The sequence below is a fragment of the Chryseobacterium sp. Bi04 genome, assembly GCF_918698085.1.
Classification (GTDB): Bacteria; Bacteroidota; Bacteroidia; order Flavobacteriales; family Weeksellaceae; genus Chryseobacterium.
In genome coordinates this window covers 60,148-81,672 of record NZ_CAKKLP010000012.1, presented here as the reverse complement: position 1 = coordinate 81,672, position 21,525 = coordinate 60,148, and the positions used below count along the sequence as shown (strand labels likewise).

Genomic DNA, 21,525 nt, shown 5'->3' with positions numbered 1-21,525 from the left:
GGTACAGGATTAAGATGAGCTCATTGAGCTCATCTTTCTTTTTTCTATACCACAATCTTCTTTCAAATTAAATAACAAAACACTTTTCTCAGAAATATGAATAATAGTTTAGTATTTATATACAGTTGATTGGGCTTCATTGTAAGCCCATTTTTTTTCCTATTTATGAGCAATTCTTCATTTATTTACGTAATTTTATTCTTTGATAACAATATTCAGTGCATTATAAAAACGACACCATCATCATCCGCGAATTTACTCCCGAAGAATTCCCTTTATTTTCTACTCTTTTTGAAAATGAGAATGTTACCCGCTATCTGCCTTACAAAACTCCTGAAGAATATAAAGAGATGTTTGACAAAGCACTGGCAGATTATGAAACAGAACCATTCAGCAGATGGGGAATATTTAACACAAAGAATAATGATTTTGTGGGAATGTGCCTGGCCAGAATCTTCCTTGATAATCCTGACCAGCTGGAAATAGGATACACCTTAGGAGAAAATTACTGGGGAAAAGGTCTCGGAACGGAAGTCTGTAAAGCACTTGTTGACTATTGCTCTTCATTACATCTTAAGAAAGATATTGTAGCAGTAACCGATCTGGATAATATAGGATCTCAAAAAGTTCTTATAAAAAGCGGTTTTCAAAGAATAGAAAATCTGCAAAGAGAGGATAGGGAACTGGCTTATTTTGTATTGAATAAGAAGTAACCGGAGGAGAGTCGGGTACTGACATTGTAATTTTTTTGTGGAAACGACTGTAGAACCACCCCGTCAAATCTTTGATTTGACACCCCTCCGGAGGAGGGGAATATACAGTCCTTCAATAAAATATTTGTGAAAGTCTCTGATTTCCTTAGCTTAAGAACTTCTCAGCAGCCTGTTTGTACCTTACATTATACTAAGTGTTAAAAATACTTTTTCTGATTTTTGCGGTTGACCTCTTAATGGTTTACATTGATTCAATATTGTATGGAGAAACACAAACCTATATCTTTTATCAATTAATTATAAACCTGTCTCTGATTGATTAGATTTCATTTATCAGATAATTTGTTATAACTTGCAGAAATTATGATGTCGAAACGTTGCAAATACGCACTGAAAGCAATGGTCAGATTAGCAAGAAATTACAATCAAGGCTTTCTGCCCACTTCCGTTATTGCACAGGATGAGAACATTCCCAAGAAATTTCTCGAACAAATTCTTCTTGAACTTAAAAGAGCCAAGCTTGTTAACAGTAAGCAGGGTAAAGTAGGAGGATATTATTTGCTTAAATCCCCTGATGAAGTTTCATTAGCAGACATTTACCGTATTTTTGACGGGCCTATCGCTCTTACTCCATGTGTATCCTTAAACTTCTACGAAGCATGCGATGACTGCGTAGATGAAGCTACCTGCTATCTGAGAAATGAACTTATTATCGTTCGTGAAAAAACCAGAAATAGCATGATGGAGGCCACTCTTACTAAGTTTATCAACAAAGATTAAATTTTTTTTCATTTAAATTCTACTAATTTGATAGGAGTTATAGAATTTTATATATATTTGCAATAATTAATTTCAATTGGATATGGAAAACAATCTGAAAAAAGAATTTGAACAACTTCTGGAAGGGGCCTCTGAGGCTTCTTTTCAAAATAACAGTCTTCAGGTTCTGGCAGAAAGATTCCCTGGTAAGGTTATTTTTTCGACCAGTTTTAGCTATGAAGATCAGGTAATCACCCATCTGATAAAAGATCTGGAAGTAGAAATCTTCACATTGGATACAGGAAGACTTTTTGAACAGACCTACGAAACATGGACGAATACAAGAGCTTTTTTCAAAAAGAATATCAAAGTTTATTATCCGGATACGGAAGAAATAAGAGCTTTTGTTTCAGAAAACGGGCCTGATTCATTTTATCAATCCGTAGAGCAGAGGAAGATGTGCTGTACAATCCGTAAAGTGCATCCTTTGAAAAAAGCATTGAAAGGTTATAAAGTATGGATCACGGGACTTCGGTCAGAGCATTCTGCCAACAGACAACATATGCCGCAACTGGAATGGGACCCGGATAATAAGATTATCAAATTTCACCCCCTCCTCAATTGGACGTCTGAACAGGTAACAGACTATGTGAAAACACATCATTTACCTTATAACTCCCTTCACAAAAAAGGATTTGTCAGCATAGGATGCGCACCCTGTACCAGGGCCATTAAAGAAGGAGAGGATTTCAGAGCAGGCCGCTGGTGGTGGGAAGATGCCAACAAAAAAGAATGCGGCTTACATATTCATCAATAAAAAAGAAAAAATGTCAATACATCAATTAAACTACTTAGATCAATTAGAGGCTGAATCTATTTACATATTAAGAGAGGTCGCAGGACAGTTTGAACGCCCGGCACTACTATTCAGCGGAGGAAAAGACAGTATTGTACTGGCTCATTTGGCTAAAAAAGCATTTTTATACGGAAAGATTCCGTTCAAATTTGTACATGTTGATACCGGCCATAACTTTCCGGAGGTCTTAGAATTTCGGGATCAGCTAGTTAATCAGCTCAATGTCGATCTGGTTGCAAGAAAAGTGGAAGATACCATAAAAAGTAAAAAACTGACAGAAGCTAAAGGGAAATTTCCCAGCAGAAACTGGCTGCAGACCTATACTTTGCTGGATACTATTGAAGAATTTGAATTTGATGCCTGTATCGGAGGCGCAAGGAGAGATGAAGAAAAAGCCCGTGCTAAAGAAAGAATATTCTCTGTCCGTGATGAATTCGGGCAATGGGACCCTAAACTTCAGCGCCCTGAATTGTGGAATATCTTTAATGGAAAAATCCACAAAGGAGAAAATGTAAGGGTTTTCCCGATCAGTAACTGGACAGAACTCGACATCTGGAACTACATCCGAAGAGAAAAAATTGAACTGCCTTCTATTTATTTTTCGCATGAAAGGGAAGTGGTAGACTTTAACGGACAGTGGCTTGCCAACTCTTTACATGTCTTTTTAGAACCCGGAGATGTGGTAACAACAAAAAAGATCCGTTACAGAACCGTGGGAGACATGACGTGTACGGCTGCAGTGGAATCTAAAGCGGATACCATTGATGCCGTAATTGAAGAGATAGTGGCCACCAGGATTTCAGAACGTGGAGAAACCCGTATTGATGACAGGGTAACAGAAGCCGCCATGGAAGACCGCAAAAAAGGAGGCTATTTCTAGATAAGCAATCAGCAGTGAATACTATAATTGACAGCCATAACTTATTATACATTATTCATTGCCCATTACTCATTATTTATAATTCAAAATCAGATGGATATATTAAGATTTATAACAGCAGGAAGCGTAGATGACGGTAAAAGTACACTTATCGGAAGACTGCTTTACGATAGTAAAAGTATTTTACAGGATCAGCTGGAGGTACTTGAAAAACATTCTAAAAACAAAAATGAAGACGGGGTAGATCTTGCACTTTTAACAGACGGGTTACGTGCAGAAAGAGAACAGGGAATCACTATTGATGTGGCTTACCGCTATTTTTCAACCCCAAAAAGAAAATTTATTATTGCCGATGCTCCCGGCCATGTACAATATACCCGGAATATGATTACCGGAGCATCTAATTCCGAACTGATGGTTATTCTTATCGATGCCCGTAAAGGAGTGATCGAACAAACAAGAAGACATTCTATCATAGCATCATTGCTGAAACTGAAAAAAGTAGCAGTAGCCATCAATAAAATGGATATGGTAGATTATTCAGAAGATGTTTTTGAAACCATCAGATCAGATTATTCTAAAATTGCAGAACATCTGGGACTTAATGAGGTTGCCTATTTTCCAATTTCAGCACTGAAAGGAGATAATATCGTTTCAAAATCCTCCAGGACAGACTGGTACAAAGGAGGCTCACTTTTAGAATATCTGGAACAGGTAACCCTACATGAAGAACTGAATACCGGCAGCCGTTTTCAGGTTCAGTATGTAATCCGTCCGCAGACCGAAGAGCTTCATGACTACAGAGGATATGCAGGGCAGATATTGAGTGGACAGTTTAAAAAAGGAGACAAAATCCATATTCTTCCGGCAGGTTTAGCCACTGAGATTGCTAAAATTGAGATCAACGGATTTGAAAGAAATGAAGCTTTTGAAGGTCAGCCTGCGGTCATCCATACCATTCATGATCTGGATATCAGCAGAGGGGATATTTTTGCAACAGAAGAACAGCTTCCAACAGTAGAAAAAGATCTGGAAGTTCTTTTATGCTGGCTGGATCAAAAACCTCTGCAGCCTGGTAATAAATATCTGTTACAACAGAATAGCAGACTGGTAAAAGCTGTTGTCAAAGAGGTAGAATATAAGATCAATGTCAATACCCTTAGCCGCGAACAAATTGAAACTGGCATCAAACTTAATGAAATTGTGAAAGTTACGCTTCGAACGGCACAACCTTTGGTCTATGATAGTTTTATCAATAATAAAACAACAGGATCTGCAATTTTAGTAGATGAAACGTCTAATTCAACTGTTGCAGCCTGTATAATTCAATAGAAAAAATGGCAATTCCTAATAATTTAATTGAAAGAATTCATCAGACGAAACAAAGTAATATTCATGGATTCTTTGATAAGATCAAAACAAAGAAATGGGTTAAGGATTTGTATGAGACGCTTTTCCTTCCTCAGAATGACAATACTGAAGATCAGTTGAAAAGGAATTTTCAATCATTGGAAGAAACACTTTTTAGTCTGATTATTACGGTAACAGGAAATAAAGAGATCACTCAGGTTAATGTCAGTCAATTCTTTGAAGCCTTGCCTGAATTGTATGATCAGCTGGTTCTGGATGCAAAATCTATTTTGGAGTTTGATCCCGCTGCCCACTCTCCGGAAGAAATATACCTTGCCTATCCCGGATTTTTTGCTACTTATGTATATCGTATTTCACATCAGCTTTGGAATCAGGAAGTAAGAATATTACCCCGGGTCATTTCGGAATATGCCCACAGTAAAACGGGAATTGATATTCATCCAGGGGCTATCATTGGAAAATCATTCTTCATTGATCACGGAACCGGAATTGTCATCGGAGAAACTACGGTTATTGGAAACAACGTCAAAATATATCAGGGAGTAACCCTCGGAGCATTACATGTCTCCAAAGAAAAGGCTCATCAGAAAAGGCATCCCAATATTGAAGATGATGTTATTATTTATTCAGGAGCCACTATTTTAGGAGGAGACACCACCATTGGCAGAGAGAGTATTATCGGAGGAAATGTATGGATCACACAGGACGTTCCTGCCAACTCTCTGGTCTATCATAAAAGTGAAATCAAAATAAAGGATAACACATCCTTACCGGAATCCTTAACCTTTGTGATATAAAGAACAAAAAATAAAAATTATATTGATATGAAATTTCAGAATGCATTAGAAACGGTTGGGAATACGCCCGTCGTAAAAATCAATAAATTATTCAATTCAGATCATGAAATCTGGATCAAGTTAGAAAAAAGCAATCCGGGAGGAAGCATTAAAGACAGAATTGCACTGGCTATGATTGAAGATGCAGAAGCTAAGGGATTATTAAACCAGGACAGCACCATTATAGAACCGACAAGTGGAAATACAGGAATCGGTCTTGCATTGGTTGCTGCAGTAAAAGGCTACAGACTTATTCTTGTAATGCCAGACAGCATGAGTGTTGAAAGACGTAAGATCATGGAAGCTTATGGTGCCAATTTTGTGCTTACTCCCAGGGAAAAAGGAATGAAAGGGGCCATTGAAAAAGCCAATGAACTGGCAGAAGAAACGCCTAATTCATGGATCCCGAGACAGTTTGACAATCCTGCGAATGTAAACATCCACATAGAAACCACCGCTCAGGAAATTTTAAAAGACTTCCCTGACGGCCTGGATTATATTATAACAGGAGTAGGAACCGGAGGGCATATTACCGGCATTGCAAAAGTGGTAAAAGAAGCTTATCCCCATGTAAAAGTAATTGCTGTAGAGCCGGAATTATCTCCTGTATTAAGCGGAGGAAGTCCTGCACCGCATCCATTACAAGGCCTAGGAGCCGGATTTGTACCTTCTATTTTGGATATCACCCTTCTGGACGGAGTCATTACAGTAGGTAAAGAAGAAGCCTACGAATATGCGGTTAACGCAGCAAAAAAAGAAGGTCTTTTCGTAGGCGTTTCTACAGGAGCCGCTTTAGCAGCAATCGCAAAACATTTACCCCAAATACCACCTAACGCTAAAATCCTTACCATCAACTACGATACCGGAGAAAGGTATCTGTCTGTAGAAGGACTCTTCTAAATCCTCAACTAACACCTACTTTCAATGAAAACACTTATAAAATCACCAAAGGTTTACCTTATCGGTGCAGGGCCCGGCAACCCTGAACTGATCACCATAAAAGCCGTAAAAGCCATTGCCAAGGCAGATGTCATTTTATGTGACCGTCTTGTAAGTCCTGAGATCCTGGAAACTTACGTCAATGGAAATACAGAAGTCATCTATGTGGGTAAAGAATGCAGTAAAAATGCATCTACTCCTCAGGCTCATATCAACAGCCTGATGGTTGATTATACCCTTCAGAATAAAACCGTTGTAAGGCTTAAAGGAGGAGATGTATCCCTATTTTCCAATATCCTGGACGAGCTTCAGATTTTAAAACAACACCATATTCCTTATGAGATTATCCCTGGAATTACAGCAGCTTTAGGAGCAGCAGCATTTGCAGGGATGCCTCTGACAGCAAGGGGATATTCAACATCTGTCCGGTTTCTGACCTATTATAAATCTGAAATTCTTACTGAGGAATATTGGAAAGAATTGGCCGTTACCAATGATACCCTTGTCTTTTATATGTCTAAAGGAAACCTTACAGATCTTGTAGAAAAGCTGAAACAGCTTGAGATTTCCAAGGACAAAAAAATAGCGGTTGTCGAACAGGCTACTACACCTTATCAAAAAGTGTATACCTCTTCATTTGATGATTTTAATGAGACTTTTGGAGATAAAAACTTTGCTTCACCTTCATTGGTGATCATTGGTAAAATAGTACATCTACATGAAGAATTTTCATGGATGGAAAATGCAGAACAGGAAGGTTTATATTTTAAATCGGTGGAGAACGGAAGTCTTATATCAAAAACTCAAAATTTCTTTGAATATGCTGTCTGAAACTAAATTAAATGTATTAAAACAAATATCCGGTGAATTCTCCAGAGATGAAGCCATCTGGGCAAGTGGCTATTTAGCAGGTATTGCAGGCGGAACTTCACTCACAGCTGTATTACCACCTTTACAAACTGAGGATATCCATCAAAATACAGTAAAAAAGATAACCTTAGCATATGGTACGGAAACCGGAAACAGTAAAAAACTGGCTACAGGTTTGACGGGAATTATCAAGAAAAAGGGAATTCAGGTTAAACTGGCAGACCTTTCCCAGTATAAGCCAAAAGATCTGGATAAAGAAGAGTTTTTCTTTGTTATCATCAGTACACAGGGAGAAGGAGAACCTCCTCTTCTTGCGAAGAAATTTTACGATTATATCCATGAGAATGAAGTCAATCTCACCGGTCTGAAGTTTGGAATTTTAGCACTAGGGGACAGCAGCTATCCTCAGTTTTGCAAGACTGGTGAAGATATAGATTACCGTTTTGAAATATTGGGAGCACAACGTATTATTCCGTTGAAAAGATGTGATATAGACTATGAACAGGAAGCCACCCATTGGATAGAACAGGTATTTGAAACAGTCAGTAAGACTTCTGATACGAAACCAAAAAACAGTGTTCCTAAAGTATCAGCGGGAAGAAAGAAATACAAGGGAACGGTTTCCTCCCTAATCAATCTGAATGATATTACTTCTGAAAAAGAAACCTATCACATTGAAATAGAAACAGATGAACCTCTCTTGTATCAGCCGGGGGCAGCACTGGGCATTATCCCTTTCAATTCAAAATCTGTCGTGGATGAGATCATTAATCTCACAGGAATTGATCCTAAAAAGAAAATTGAAACAGCAAAAGTAACGGACAGCGCAGAAGAACTGCTATATAAACATCTTAATATCAGTTATTTATTAAAAAATGTAGTCAACCAATATGCAAAGATCACAGGACATTCTATTCCGGAAGTACGTTTAAGTCTTCTTGATCTCTTGAGAATTTATCCTGTAAAAACGGCTGAAGAATTTGAAGAAGTCATTCAGGTATTAACAGGTCAGGCACCCCGTCTGTATTCTATATCTTCTTCTCTGCAGGCTCATGGTGAAAATGAAATTCATATCACTGTTGCCAAATCGGAGTTCTTTGTTGACCATGAGAAACACAGTGGCTTGTGCAGTGGCTTTCTTAGCGGGTTCTGTGAAGGAGAGACCGTAGAGTTTTACATTCAGGATGCAGGACATTTCAGATTACCTGAAGCCGATAAAGATATTATTATGATTGGTCCCGGAACCGGTATCGCTCCTTTCAGATCATTCCTTTGGGAGCGGGATGCTTTAGGAGCAGAGGGGAAAAACTGGCTCTTTTTTGGAGACCGGAATTTTGTATCAGACTTCATCTATCAGTCTGAAATTCAGGATTTCCTGAAAACTGGCAGCCTTACTCATTTAGACCTTGCTTTCTCCCGGGATACCGCTGAAAAAATCTATGTACAGCATAAATTGGAGCAAAAGGCCCAGGAAGTTTTCTACTGGCTTGAAGGAGGCGCCTCGGTCTACATATGCGGTGCTAAAGAACCTATGAGCCGTGATGTGGAAGAAACCCTCCTCAATATCATTCAGCGTCAGGGAAAACGAAATAAAGAGGAAGCTATTCATTATCTGGAAGACATGGAGCTGAGTGGCAGATATGCTAAAGATGTCTATTAACCCTACAAAAGTACCGTAACATAAAAAACAATTATGAGCAATAAAGATAACCTTTCACCGGTAGAAAGAATTAAAACCGGAAGTAACGGCCTCAGGGGAACATTAAAGGAAAGCCTTTCCGATGATTTCACAGGAGCCATCAGAGAAGATGATCAGACCCTGATCAAGTTTCATGGGATGTATCAGCAGGACGATAGAGACAGAAGGGAAGAGAGGGTTTCCAAAAAGCTGGAATGGCTGTATTCTTATATGATAAGATTAAGGCTTCCCGGAGGATTTTTAACCTCAGATCAATGGATAGGCTTGAATGCAACAGCTGAAGATCATTCTACAGGAACTATAAAAATCACCACAAGACAGACCATTCAGCTGCATGGTATTTTAAAATCACATTTAAAACCAACCATTCAGAGTTTCAATCTGCAGCATCTTGATTCTATTGCAGCCTGTGGAGACGTCAACAGAAATGTAACCTGTACAGCCAATCCTTCTGAATCTCCATTGCACCGGGAGGCTTATGAACTGGCTGGCAAGATCAGTGAAATGTGTCTTCCGAAGACTCAGTCTTATTATGATATCTGGATTGATGATGAGCTTATTGTAGATCGAAAAGCTGAAGAAGATCCGCTGTATCAGGATAGGTATCTTCCCAGAAAACTGAAAATAGGAATTGCTGTTCCTCCGAATAATGATGTGGATGTATTCATCAATGATATAGCCTTGATTGCCATTATTGAGAACAATGAAATCGTTGGATATAATATTGCGGCCGGAGGTGGATTGGGTGCTACTCATGGAAATGAAGCTACCTATGCCCGTCTTGCATCCGTTCTTGGATTTGTAGATACTGAAGAAAAGGTTTTAAAAGCTGTTTATGAAATCATCACGGTACAGCGGGATTTTGGAAACAGAAGTGACAGAAAACTGTCCAGATTAAAATATACAATTGACAAACTTGGAATTGACCAGTACAGGACTGAGGTAGAAAAAAGAACAGGCTTTAGTTTTGAACCGGCAAGAACATTTAAGTTTGAACAGAGAAAAGACCGCTACGGATGGATACAGAACCATGAAGGGAAATGGTTCTATACTTTATTTGTAGAACATGGCCGCGTTTTAGATACCCAGGAATATCCTTTAAAGTCAGGATTATTAAAAATAGCCCAAACCGGGAAACTTAATTTCCGTTTCAGCTGTAACCAAAACCTTATTCTTGCTGACATCAATGAAGAGGATAAAACCGAAATTGAAAACCTTCTTAAAGAATATGGGATTTCAGATGATACCGATCAGGCAAGTGCCCTTCGTAAAAATTCTGTTGCCTGTGTGGCATTAAACACCTGTTCACTTGCCTTAGCCGAAGCTCAGCGCTATCTGCCTTCTTTAGTCACAAAAATAGAGCCTATCCTTGAAAAGTACGGTCTTTTACAGGAAGATATTACCATCCGTATGACGGGATGCCCCAATGGCTGTGGAAGATCTCCCAATGCGGAAATCGGATTTGTAGGGACTGCTTATGGTAAATATAATCTTCATATCGGAGGAGATAGATTGGGAATGCGCCTTAATACAAAATTTAAAGAGAATATTGGCGAAGAAGAGATTCTTGCGACACTGGATGAGCTTTTTGGAAGATATGTACAGGACAGACATACGGAAGAAACATTTGGTGATTTTTCATACCGTTACTTACAAACTTTAGATTGAGATAACAGGTGTTTAAACTTTTTATTCTAAACCACAAAAGTCACAAAAGTTTTTATTTTAAACACTTTAGTTCACCTAAGTCAGTTTAAAATGATGCAGTATAAAAAGTTCACAGAAGCAGAAAATCTTTGATTTTCAGAAAACTGAAGTGCACTTACTATCCACAAAGCTTTTAACTTAAAAAATAACTAAAGTGTTGAAACTTTTGTCCCTTTTGTGGTTAAAATACGTCCCTACATTAAAAAACTAAAATTGAAAATATGACTAGCCTTTTTTATGACCGGAAAAAAATAAACCAACACTATCTTCTCTTAGGCGAACGAATGTGTATCTGTTGTTGATTCTCAGATAACAATACCAATCAGGCTGTTTAACTTTTATAATGTAGTAAAACCACCCCGTCAAACCTTTGGTTTGCCACCCCTCCGGAGGAGGGGAATATACCGTACTTAAATTGAAATACTTAGGAAAATCAGAGATTTTCAAAAAACTTAATGTACTTCTTATACACGAAGATTTTCACTTGAAAAAAACTAAAGTGTTTAAGGTTTTGTGGTAGAAAATATGGTGTTTTATTAAAAAAGTTCAGACAGCTTCATTCTCAACCTAAAAAATGAAGAAAAATGAAAAACAAAAAAGAAGGAGCCTTTCTACCAAAAGCAGGCATTATTGCATTTACATTTCTATTTTTTAACCTGGCGGAAGCACAGCAGCAACTTATTGAATTAACAGGGAGCATCAGGAATACAGGTACCCGTAAAGGTCTTGACTCAGTAAAAGTACAGATTGAAAATACAGAAGATACAGCATTAACGGACCCACTTGGTAATTTTAAGATAAGAACCAGAGTTACCATTCCATTCAGATTGGTGATTAATAAAGAGGGGTTTTCGAACCAAACGGTTGAAGTTCTTTCATCTACCAACAAAATAACCATAGGACTCAATCCTCAAAATACCATTATTGACGCGGTTGTTATTTCAGCATCAAGAGCTCCCGAAAAAATTTTGAGATCACCGGTTGCCATTGAGAAAATTGATATCAAAACGATCCGGGAAAGTCCTGCTGCTTCCTTTTATGAAACGCTGGAAAACGTGAAAGGGCTTCAATTGCTGACTTCAAGTCTCACCCTGAAGATCCCTAATTCCAGGGGCTTCAATTCACCTAATAATTTCCGGTTTATGCAGCTGGTGGATGGCGTAGATGTACAGTCTGCAACGCTGGGAGTACCATTGGGAAATGCAATAGGGCCTACCGAACTGGACATTCAGTCTATGGAAGTGACTCCGGGAGCGGCTTCTGCACTGTATGGGATGAACGCCATCAACGGATTGGCAAGCCTCCAGACAAAAGATCCTTTTACCTCTCAGGGAGTAAGTGTTTACTTTCGGGGTGGGGTCAATCATGTGGACAATGTCAGTCATAAAATATCTTCTCTGGGAGAAAGTGCCATTCGGTTTGCAAAAGTTTTCAACAAAAACTGGGCTGTTAAAGTGAATGCTTCTTATTTCAGCGGAGTAGATTGGATTTCAGACAATCAGACAGATCAAAATCCCAATTTACTGATCACCGCCAATCCTCATTTTTCTTTGGCAAATAATACTGCTGAAGATCTCTGGAATAAATATGGTGACGAAAGAAATAACAGAGTGGCTGTAAAAGTTGATTATAACGGAAAACCTGCTACTTTCAATGTTTCCAGAACAGGATACCTGGAAAAAGACCTGGTAAGTCCTGAGGTAAAAAATATAAAATTTGATGCAGGGCTGTATTACCGCTTTGGAGATCAGTGGAGAGCTTCCTATGTTTACCGGTACGGATTACTGGACGGGACATTTCAAAGGGGGAATAAAATCAGGCTACAGAATGCTACCGTTCAAAATCATAAAATAGAACTTACGGGCAAAGAATTGACTTTCAGGGCTTATGTCTCCATTGAAAATACAGGAGATTCCTATAACCTGAAACCTTTAGCCGATAACATGGATCTTACCAACCTTTCGAATACCAACTGGAAAAATATATTTCAGACAAGCCTTCAGAATAATCTCAATGCGGGGCAAAGTCTCAATAATGCTTTTATTCTGGCCCGTCTGGAAGCCGATAAAAATAGAGCAGTACCGGGAACTGCAGCTTTTGAACAGTTAAAAAATACCATTATCGGAATTAATAACTGGGATTCTGCCAATGCCGGAATTGCAGGAGCACCAGCAACTGGTGGCGCCAAGCTGGAGCAAAAATCGCGTTTTTATCAGGGCGAGCTTACCTATGATCTTACCCGCTTTGTAAAAATATTTAATCTTCTTGCCGGTATAGATTACCGTTTATACAGCATCACTCCAGATGGGAACAACTTCGTAGACTTCAACAGGCCGGTGAGTGAAAGAAATATTCCTTTGGCCAACGGTACATTCGGGAAAGATGTTATCTATCAGAAGTATGGTGTATTTGCACAGATTACCAAACTTTTCTTTGATGATAAGTTAAAACTGAATGCAGCATTACGGGTTGATAGAAACCCGGAATTTGAATCCAAGCTTAACCCGAGAATAAGTATCGTCTATTCTCCTGTTACCCAACATAACTTCAGGGCTTCCTTTCAAAACGGATACCGTTTTCCTTCACTTTTTGAGGCGCTTTCCTTTGTCAATAACGGAAATGTACGAAGAGTGGGAGGCCTTTCTAAAGTAAATGAAGGATTAGGCTATCTGGAAAATTCTTATACGCTTGCTTCTATTGACAGATTTACTTCTGCTGTAAATGCGGATGTAGACGGAGGAAAAAGTCAAAGTCAGGCAGCACAGGACCGTCAACAGCTTTTAACGGTCGCTAATCTGCAAAAACTACAACCTGAGAAGATCAATTCATTTGAAGTAGGCTATAAATCTGTATTTTTTAATAATAAACTTGTACTGGACTGGGATTTTTATTACAATATCTACGAAGGGTTCCTCGGCCAGGTAGAAGTTGCCGTTCCTAAAAACAGCCAGGTAGGAAGCAATACGGCAGTGCTTGCCATGCTGGACCGTAGCAAACAGGACCGATACAGGGTCTATACAAACAGTAACACGACCTACAAAAGCTATGGAACTTCTTTAGGAGTCCGGTATAATGTTATTAAAAATTATAACATCAACACCAATATCTCTTATAATGATCTTGCTTCCAACAACAATTCGGATCTATTTATTACGGCATTCAATACTCCGAAATGGATGGTTAATATAAGTGTGGGCAACAGGGAAATTATTAAGAATATTGGATTTACGGTGGTCGCAAGGTGGCAAAACAGCTTTATGTGGGAAAGTCCTTTAGCTTCAGGAGAAATACCGGCTTATTATACCCTAGATGCCCAGGCAACATGGAAACTTCCTGAGATCCATGCGAATATAAAAGTAGGGGCCACCAATCTGCTTAACCGCCGTTATTTTCAGTACGCCGCCGGACCTGAAATCGGAGGGTTATACTATCTCGCTTTCACCTATGATTTAAAACTTTAATTAAGATGAATAACTCACTATATCCCATATTCTTAAAGCTTGAAAATTTATCATTACTAATCATTGGTGGTGGCAAGGTTTCTCTTGAAAAATTAGAATCAGTACTTGGAAATTCACCTGAAACCTCCATACAACTGGTGGCTAAAGACATCATTCCGGAAGTTAGGGTTTTACAAAACCAATACCCTAATGTAACTTTGCATGAAAGACCTTACAACGAGAATGATTTTAAGAATATTGATCTGGCCATTGTAGCAGTAAATGATATTGCACTGGCAGCACAGATCAAAGAACAGGCCCATCAGAATAACGTATTGGTCAATATTGCAGATAAACCGGATCTGTGTGATTTTTATTTAGGATCTATTGTGAAAAAAGGAAGCCTTAAAATTGCCATTTCAACCAACGGAAAATCACCAACCATAGCCAAGAGGTTAAGAGAAATATTTACAGAAACCATTCCTGATGAAATGGAGCATATACTTGATAATATGCACAATATCCGAAACCAGTTAAAGGGAGACTTCAATTATAAAGTAAAAGAGCTCAATAAAATAACTACCCAGTATTTATCTGAAGGAACGGCCTCTCCGGCAACATCAAATATAGAAATTGAAAAGTTGATCAATATTACCAAAATAGCCCAGAGAAAGGCGAATATTTATCTGGTGATTATCGGCGTTTTGCTGCTGTTTGGAATATTTGGGCTTGTTGTTTATCAGTTCAATCTTTCCGGTGATATTCAGAATTTCCTGAGTAAAGATGGTCATATCTTTTACTGGATGCTTTTTGCAGGTTTTATGGCAGAAATAGTTGCCGGATCTATGGGAATGGGATATGGTGTGATATGTACTACTATATTGCTTTTGCTCAATGTTCCGCCACCCGTAGTGAGCGCAAGTATCCATTCTGCAGAATCATTTACCACTGCAGCCGGAGGATTCAGCCATTACAAATTAGGAAATGTCAATAAGAAAATGGTGTGGGTATTGTTCCCGCTAGCCATCGTAGGTTCCATTACCGGAGCATTAACCCTATCTCATTATGGTGAACACTATGCCCACATCGTGAAGCCTATTATCGCTTGTTATACGTTATATCTGGGAGTCAATATCCTTAAAAATGCCTTTAAAAACAAAAAAACAGGCCGCATCAGAACAAAACGGAGAACGAATCTCAGAGTATTGGGACTGGTGGGTGGTTTTATAGACTCTTTTGCAGGCGGTGGCTGGGGGCCTTTGGTTACCGGAACATTAATAAAAGAAGGAAGAATTCCAAGGTATGTGGTAGGCAGCTCAACCGTTGCTAAATTCCTGTTAACGGTCACCAGTGCCATCACTTTTATTTTCACCATTGGGATTCATCATTGGAATATTGTGCTGGGGCTTCTGTTGGGAGGCGTTTTTACGGCTCCGTTTTCAGCGATGCTTACCTCGAAATTACCCACTAATAAAATGTTTGCTGTAGTAGGCGTAGTTGTTATTGTCATGAGTCTTATCACCATCATAAAATCATTATTATAATACAGGCATAAAAAAAGCTCCTTTGGGAGCTTTTTCGGTTTAAATAGGATTCATAACGGGAGCTTATTTTTTATCAATTCCCAATCCGGTACATCCCTGAAACAGGAAAAGGGACAGGAACAGTAAATACAGGGTCTGTGGAAGATAGAGAAAATAGCTTAGCCATGTAAAAGGATCCATTTCATAAATGCCGGTCTCTGCCTTAATGGGTATAAGCTCTTTAGGAATTGTATTCAGATCATGGGTGAATAATGCAATAAGTAATGAATAAAAATAGCTGAAATTGACTAATTAAATTCGCTTTCTATTCAATAGCTTTGTAAAAAAATAATTATTACAATAATAAAGAAGTAGAAAATGATGAAAAACAAATTATTCTTAACCATACTATTCTTCTCAGCATATATGTTATCAGCGCAGGAAGCAGATAATTCTTTACAAGGTTATTATAAGGCAAGTAATGATAAAACACTTTACAATAGTTTTAATTTCGATGGCAATGGAAAAGTATTGATAGCTGATATGGATTATGGGGATTATTTTACAAGAAATGACAGCCTGATCATTTATCCGGATAAAAGTATCTTCATTTTCAAGATCAAAAAAGGAAAACTTACAGGAATCTCAGCTTGGGTTGAAAAAGGAGTTTGGATTCCCAAAAAAGACAGCTCAGAAATCAATAACAGACGTCATCCGGCAGATGCCCAAAAGAAAGCCCAGCTGTTAGCCGAATATTATGACAAAACAAAAAGTTCCACAGGGTCAGATCTTGATTTTGAAGCATTAGCCTCCGGTAAAACCTCAAAAATCAATGAAGACCTGTGTAATAAAGGCTTAGCAAAGGCTTGTATGAATCTTTTTGGGTTAAAAATGCTGCAATATACTCCTGGTCTTCTAACAGATCCTGTAAACATTGCGTCAAAAAAAATAAAACCTCATCCTGAACTACTCTCACTATCAAAGAAAATTATAGATCTTGGAGAACCTGAAGGATATACCGTATTGGGAACTTATTATTTTACATTGGGATTAAGAGAAAAAGCCTTTAAAACCTGGGAAGAAGGAGAAAAAAACGGAAGTTTAAAATCCGGTACCACAAAAGCTTTAATTGAATTTCAGGAAGAATTGGATAAAGAAAAAAAGGACTAAGGGCACATCCCGTCATAATTTAAAAGTATAAAAGATGGAGTAGTACAGGGAATGATGCAGCCCGGTCAATTATATTTACAAGAACTACAGACTCGTGAAAGTAACTGCTCCTTCAAAGGCCAAATAAGTAATATACTCATAGGACTTAAGAGTAAGTGTTTCTTTTTATAAAGCTATTTTTAGTTAAACGTCTGCCTGAATTCCAGCGGTGAAACTGCCGTCCTGTTTTTAAATAAACGGTGAAAAGACTGTGGATGCTCAAATCCTAAATGATAAGCAATCTCAGACACGGTCATCGCTGTTGTAGACAGTAATTCCTTTGCTCTGTCAATCAGCCTGTTCTGAATGTGCTGCTGCGTAGTTTGGCCTGTATGAACTCTAAGCATATCACTTAAATAATTGGGACTGATATTCATTTCTGAGGCAATAAACTGTACAGTAGGGATTCCATCCATAATTAATCTGTCGTTTTTAAAATAATCATTCAGTAACCCTTCAAGCTGAATCAAAAGATCATGATTCATTTTCTTTCTGGTCAGAAACTGGCGGTTGTAAAAACGGTCACAGTATTTCAGCAGCAAATCAATATTGGAGACTAATAAATCCTGAGTGAAAACATCCATATTATTTTCGGTTTCCCTGCGGATGTTATCAATGATATCCGTAACAGACTTTTCTTCTCTTTCAGAAAGATGTAAAGCCTCATGGGCAGCATATGAAAAATAGCCATATTCCTTTACCGTGGATGCTACAGGATATCCCTGTAAAAAATCAGGATGAACAAGCAATACACTGCCCTTGACTTCGGAAAGTAAAATATCTTCAAACTGTACCACCTGATGGGGAGCAATAAAATACATGATACCATCCTGAAAATCATAATATTGCTGGCCATATTTAAATTTTCCTGCACAATCATTCTTAATGGCCACAACATAGAAATCTGTAGTTACAGCACTGCGAAGACTCTTAGGATCAGCAGAAACTTCAGTAAAGTCAAAAACACTGATCAAAGGATGGGAAGATCTTCCCAGCTTTAAATAAAGATGCAGTGTCGTAATGGAGGTTATTTTTTCAGGTGCTTTCATTGGCTTTCTGCTTTTACCACTTTAAATGTATTGATAATTGAATGAAAAAGGTACAAAATTTTATTTTTGGAGATCTTCCCACCTAAGTGCTAAAATCTTTTGTGACTTTTACTGCATCGAATTTTCGAGTTGTGGTTTAAAATAGGGTGATTTATTCTAAGAATATATTTACTTTGCTGCCAGCTGTTCTTTTCGGATTTGCTCAATTCCCTGTCTGTAGGTCGTTACCTGAAAATCGGGAAATCTTTTTCTAAATTTAGAATCATCGAACAGATTATCATACCCATATCTTGGAAGCAGTTCCAGCAGTTCCTTTGCATTTTTATTGAAAAGGGCACCTATTCTGAAAGCTATTTTAGGAATGACAGAATACCGGAATTCTTTCCCATATACCTGAGAAACCAGTGTCATAAATTGTTTATAGGTCAGTTTATGATCATCTACAGGCAGGTGCCAGGTCTGACCGAAAGCATCGGGCGTATTTCCTATTAAAGCAGTAGCACTGCTGGCATCTGGGGTCCAGATCAGGCTTCGAAGTTGGTCATCCCTCAATGGAACTTTCAGTTTCTTATCTTCTTTAATGGCATTGAAAATAAGACTGTTGGTAATACTTTGTGTCTTTCCAGGTCCATAAAACTCAGGCGCTCTGCAGATCACCGCTTCTATAGTTCCGGCTGCCATTTCCTTTAGAAGCATGTCGGTCATCTCTTTTCTTACCATTCCTTTTCTTCCTACAGGGGCAAAAGCAGTCTGTTCCGTCAGGACCTTGTTATTTTGAGGGTACATATAGGTATTATCAAAAAATACCAACTTCGTTCCATTGATAATACAGGCATCTATTACATTTCTTAGAATCATTGAAAACTGTTTCTCCCATAAATCCGTATCCATAGGAAGTCCCAGTGTAAAATAAGCAATTTCACATCCTTTTACCGCTTCTATTGCTTTATTTCTGTCTGTGAGGTCTGCAGAGAATACAGTATCGGTATCATTTACTTTAACGGCTTTTCTGCTGACGATTCTGATATCGGAGGTATAGTTCCGTTTCAGTTCCTTTGCCAGTTCCTGCCCAATCTGCCCATTGGCTCCTAATATTGTTTGCATACTATTTTATTTTCAGAGTTTCTTATTAAAACTGATCATCAGTAAAATACCATTGATAACCATCTTTATTTCTGATACAAAATTCGGGCATCATCGGAAAAAATAGGTATCCCAATCATCGGAATTTGTAACACAATCTCTGAAAGACGGCTGAAGGTGAGAAAAGTTTTCTCACCTTCAGCCATGGTATCACTTCCTGTCCAATGCAAGACTATTATCCTCTATTCTGCTGATCAGGATATAAAATAATCCGGCATAGATCATTTGAATTCCCATGGCCTCCCAGTTTTCAACTGTACTGCACCCGAAAAGCAGCATCACAATGAGTGATGCTCCACTCATCGTGGCAATACGGGTTTTGAAACCTATCATAAGCAGCAGACCAATTGTAAACTCGAGAAAGGGTAGTGCTGTACTAAAAGCATGTACCAATACCTGTGGCAGCCAGCTTTTTTCAAAACCCGTTGTCATTCCGCCTGCAAAATCCTGTAATTTGGTGAGCCTCACAAGCCCGTGTCCAAAAAAATTGATTCCCATTGATATACGAAGGAAAAAGTATCCGGTTCTTTTATTCATTGTTGTTATTTTTATGTGTTATATTATTTTTGAGGATCTGAAAGGGAAGTATACAGTACATGCTCTCTTACTTATTATACTTCTCTTCACTGTTATCCACAGGAGTCCTGGGATCATTCATCACCATTTTGGCAATATCATCTTTTCTCATAAAAACAACCCCCTGTTTTTTCTGAGTGTATTTGATAAACTCTTCCATGGCATGAATCATAGCAGGCGTTCCGCCAATCCGGTCATGAAAGCTTATGCTCATCATTCTCCTTTTAGAAGCCCCTTCCTCATAGAGACGGTCAAACTCAAATTTCAGCTGAGCCAGAAACTGATCAGGGCTCCAGTGTTTGCCTTCAATGTTCACAATATCGTTATTCCGGATGGTATAAGGTATTACCATGAAATTTTTCCCTTTAACTTTAGTAATGAAAGGTTCATCATGGCTTACATCATCTATATGGTACAAAAATCCGAGTTCCTGTAGTACTTTCAATGTATTCGGACTTCTCCTCAGCCAGTTGCTGTTATAGCCTACCGCTCTTTTTCCGGTTATTTTTTCAACAACGTCTACACCTTCTTTCACAAAATACAATTCATCAGTATAGCTTTTATTCCACTGATTATCCCAGGTAAAACCATGGGCAGCTACTTCATGGCCTCCATTTGCAATGGCTTTGGCAACCTCCGGATATTTTTCGGCAGCAGTTCCCACCATATGGGATGTTACTTTAATATTATATTTTTTCCAAAGATCCAGCATACGGTAAATGCCTTCATTGGCCCCATAACGGTACCAGCTTTCCGCAGGAAGATCCGGCTGGCCCGTTGGAAGGGGAGTCCCGCTAAAAGGGCTTTCAGCACCTTCAGGCTGTCCACCGGTTTCAAACTGCATAGAGACGGAAATAACCAGTTGAGCACCATTGGGCCAATAATTTTTTCCTTTGACTTGTGTTTCCTTTGGGTTACTATTTCCCCCTTGGGTCCTGTCGTCATTACTGAAGCAGGAAACCAGGAATACGGTAGAGAAAAGCAACCATGCTGATTGTCTTATATAGTTCATTTCGAATATTTTTGTTCTGCAAAATTGCTTAGTATTCAATCATTATATATTGTAAAAATTAATGGTAAATTTGTAAAAATCCATTCTTTATGAAACGCATTGTTAATTTCAATTCCTTTAATGTTTTCAGTATTGAAAAAGAAGTATGGGATGTTGAATATCATAATCATAACTTCTATGAATTGATTATCATTGAGAAAGGAAAAGGATTCCACCACCTGAACGGTATTGTATTTCCTTATAAAAAAGGCGATGTCTTTCTGCTCAGACCCAGTGACGGGCATGAGTTTTCTATAAAAAGTAAAACAAGGTTTATCTATATAAAATTTACAGAGCAATATATATGGGAAAACCTGTTGATGAATAAAAAGAATGAATTAAAAAAGGTCATTCAGCTTCTTATGGAAGATCGGTCTTTTGTCTATGAGTCGGCCATCAACAATAAAGCTGACAGAGCTCACCTGTTACAGCTGGCCCATATTCTCCTCTATGAATTCAGTCATCAAAGCAGATATAATAAAGACATTCTAACGGATATCTTCTCAGCAATTATAACGGTTCTGATTAGAAATACCATGGAAACCACCACCCATAAAAAATGGATTTTTCAGCATGTAGGCAGGATTGAAAAGATCCTGTACTATATCAATGTCAATGTACTGGATACAGATAAAATGAAAATTGAGAACCTGGCTAAAGAATTTATGCTTTCTCCCAACTACATCAGTATTTATGTGAAAAAACAAACCGGGTTTTCAATACAGCAGCACATCATTCAATACAAAATAAAAACAGCAGAGAAGCTTCTCCTGCAAAGTCATTACAATATCAATGAAATTGCTGATAAACTGGGTTTTAATGATACCAGCCATTTTAATAAAATATTCAAAGCCTATCAACAGAAGTCTCCGTCTGAGTTTAGAAAAGAAAATAAATAGTCTTG

18 protein-coding genes are annotated in these 21,525 nt (G+C 38.2%); 14 read left to right on the top strand and 4 right to left on the bottom strand.

Features of this window, described 5'->3' with window-relative positions:
* The first annotated feature begins 218 nt into the window (after window positions 1–218).
* From LQV47_RS17290 to LQV47_RS17230, 13 genes are all read left to right on the top strand, one after another.
* Entirely contained in the window at window positions 219–713 is a 495-nt protein-coding gene (locus LQV47_RS17290; protein WP_230039130.1) for a GNAT family N-acetyltransferase, read from the top strand.
* Between the two features lie 363 nt (window positions 714–1,076).
* Window positions 1,077–1,493 carry an Rrf2 family transcriptional regulator gene (locus LQV47_RS17285; protein ID WP_230039128.1) on the top strand — a complete coding sequence of 139 codons (417 nt, stop codon included), beginning with the start codon at window positions 1,077–1,079 and terminating at the stop codon, window positions 1,491–1,493.
* 82 nt (window positions 1,494–1,575) lie between these two features.
* Entirely contained in the window at window positions 1,576–2,289 is a 714-nt protein-coding gene (locus LQV47_RS17280) for a phosphoadenylyl-sulfate reductase (RefSeq protein ID WP_230039126.1), read from the top strand.
* A 10-nt stretch (window positions 2,290–2,299) separates the two neighbouring features.
* Window positions 2,300–3,208 carry a sulfate adenylyltransferase subunit CysD gene (cysD, locus tag LQV47_RS17275; protein ID WP_230039124.1) on the top strand — a complete coding sequence of 303 codons (909 nt, stop codon included), beginning with the start codon at window positions 2,300–2,302 and terminating at the stop codon, window positions 3,206–3,208.
* A 93-nt stretch (window positions 3,209–3,301) separates the two neighbouring features.
* On the top strand, window positions 3,302–4,540 hold the full coding sequence (locus tag LQV47_RS17270) for a GTP-binding protein (protein ID WP_230039122.1): 1,239 nt from the start codon (window positions 3,302–3,304) through the stop codon (window positions 4,538–4,540).
* 5 nt (window positions 4,541–4,545) lie between these two features.
* On the top strand, window positions 4,546–5,376 hold the full coding sequence (gene epsC / locus LQV47_RS17265) for a serine O-acetyltransferase EpsC (protein ID WP_230039120.1): 831 nt from the start codon (window positions 4,546–4,548) through the stop codon (window positions 5,374–5,376).
* A 27-nt stretch (window positions 5,377–5,403) separates the two neighbouring features.
* Window positions 5,404–6,315: a cysteine synthase A gene (cysK, locus tag LQV47_RS17260; RefSeq protein WP_230039119.1), complete on the top strand. Its 912-nt coding sequence runs from the start codon at window positions 5,404–5,406 to the stop codon at window positions 6,313–6,315.
* A gap of 24 nt (window positions 6,316–6,339) precedes the next feature.
* Window positions 6,340–7,185, top strand: coding sequence for a uroporphyrinogen-III C-methyltransferase (gene cobA / locus LQV47_RS17255; protein WP_230039117.1), 846 nt, complete (start codon window positions 6,340–6,342; stop codon window positions 7,183–7,185).
* Window positions 7,175–8,884 (top strand): flavodoxin domain-containing protein, encoded by a 1,710-nt coding sequence (locus LQV47_RS17250; RefSeq protein WP_230039115.1) that lies wholly within the window; start codon window positions 7,175–7,177, stop codon window positions 8,882–8,884. The genes cobA and LQV47_RS17250 overlap by 11 nt, the downstream gene beginning before the upstream one ends.
* A gap of 33 nt (window positions 8,885–8,917) precedes the next feature.
* Complete coding sequence (gene cysI, locus LQV47_RS17245; protein WP_230039113.1) at window positions 8,918–10,591, top strand: assimilatory sulfite reductase (NADPH) hemoprotein subunit; 1,674 nt, start codon at window positions 8,918–8,920, stop codon at window positions 10,589–10,591.
* A 623-nt stretch (window positions 10,592–11,214) separates the two neighbouring features.
* A complete protein-coding gene (locus LQV47_RS17240; protein WP_230039104.1) occupies window positions 11,215–14,091 on the top strand; it encodes a TonB-dependent receptor in 2,877 nt (958 codons plus the stop codon).
* A gap of 5 nt (window positions 14,092–14,096) precedes the next feature.
* Window positions 14,097–15,614 (top strand): TSUP family transporter, encoded by a 1,518-nt coding sequence (locus tag LQV47_RS17235; protein ID WP_230039102.1) that lies wholly within the window; start codon window positions 14,097–14,099, stop codon window positions 15,612–15,614.
* Window positions 15,615–15,971: 357 nt separating this feature from the next.
* The gene (locus LQV47_RS17230; protein ID WP_230039096.1) at window positions 15,972–16,763 is read left to right on the top strand and encodes a hypothetical protein; all 792 of its coding nucleotides are present in this window, start codon (window positions 15,972–15,974) and stop codon (window positions 16,761–16,763) included.
* 179 nt (window positions 16,764–16,942) lie between these two features.
* On the opposite strand, the gene LQV47_RS17225 is transcribed toward LQV47_RS17230, so the two are convergent.
* The 4 genes from LQV47_RS17225 to LQV47_RS17210 form a co-directional block, all read right to left on the bottom strand.
* Window positions 16,943–17,851 carry a helix-turn-helix transcriptional regulator gene (locus LQV47_RS17225; protein ID WP_230039094.1) on the bottom strand — a complete coding sequence of 303 codons (909 nt, stop codon included), beginning with the start codon at window positions 17,849–17,851 and terminating at the stop codon, window positions 16,943–16,945.
* Between the two features lie 168 nt (window positions 17,852–18,019).
* A complete protein-coding gene (locus LQV47_RS17220; RefSeq protein ID WP_230039086.1) occupies window positions 18,020–18,955 on the bottom strand; it encodes an NAD-dependent epimerase/dehydratase family protein in 936 nt (311 codons plus the stop codon).
* A gap of 189 nt (window positions 18,956–19,144) precedes the next feature.
* A complete protein-coding gene (locus LQV47_RS17215) occupies window positions 19,145–19,531 on the bottom strand; it encodes a DoxX family protein (RefSeq protein ID WP_230039083.1) in 387 nt (128 codons plus the stop codon).
* A 67-nt stretch (window positions 19,532–19,598) separates the two neighbouring features.
* Complete coding sequence (locus LQV47_RS17210; protein ID WP_230039081.1) at window positions 19,599–20,582, bottom strand: polysaccharide deacetylase family protein; 984 nt, start codon at window positions 20,580–20,582, stop codon at window positions 19,599–19,601.
* A gap of 89 nt (window positions 20,583–20,671) precedes the next feature.
* Here LQV47_RS17210 and LQV47_RS17205 point away from each other — a divergent pair, with 89 nt between their 5' ends.
* On the top strand, window positions 20,672–21,520 hold the full coding sequence (locus LQV47_RS17205; RefSeq protein WP_230039072.1) for an AraC family transcriptional regulator: 849 nt from the start codon (window positions 20,672–20,674) through the stop codon (window positions 21,518–21,520).
* The last annotated feature ends 5 nt before the right edge of the window (window positions 21,521–21,525 follow it).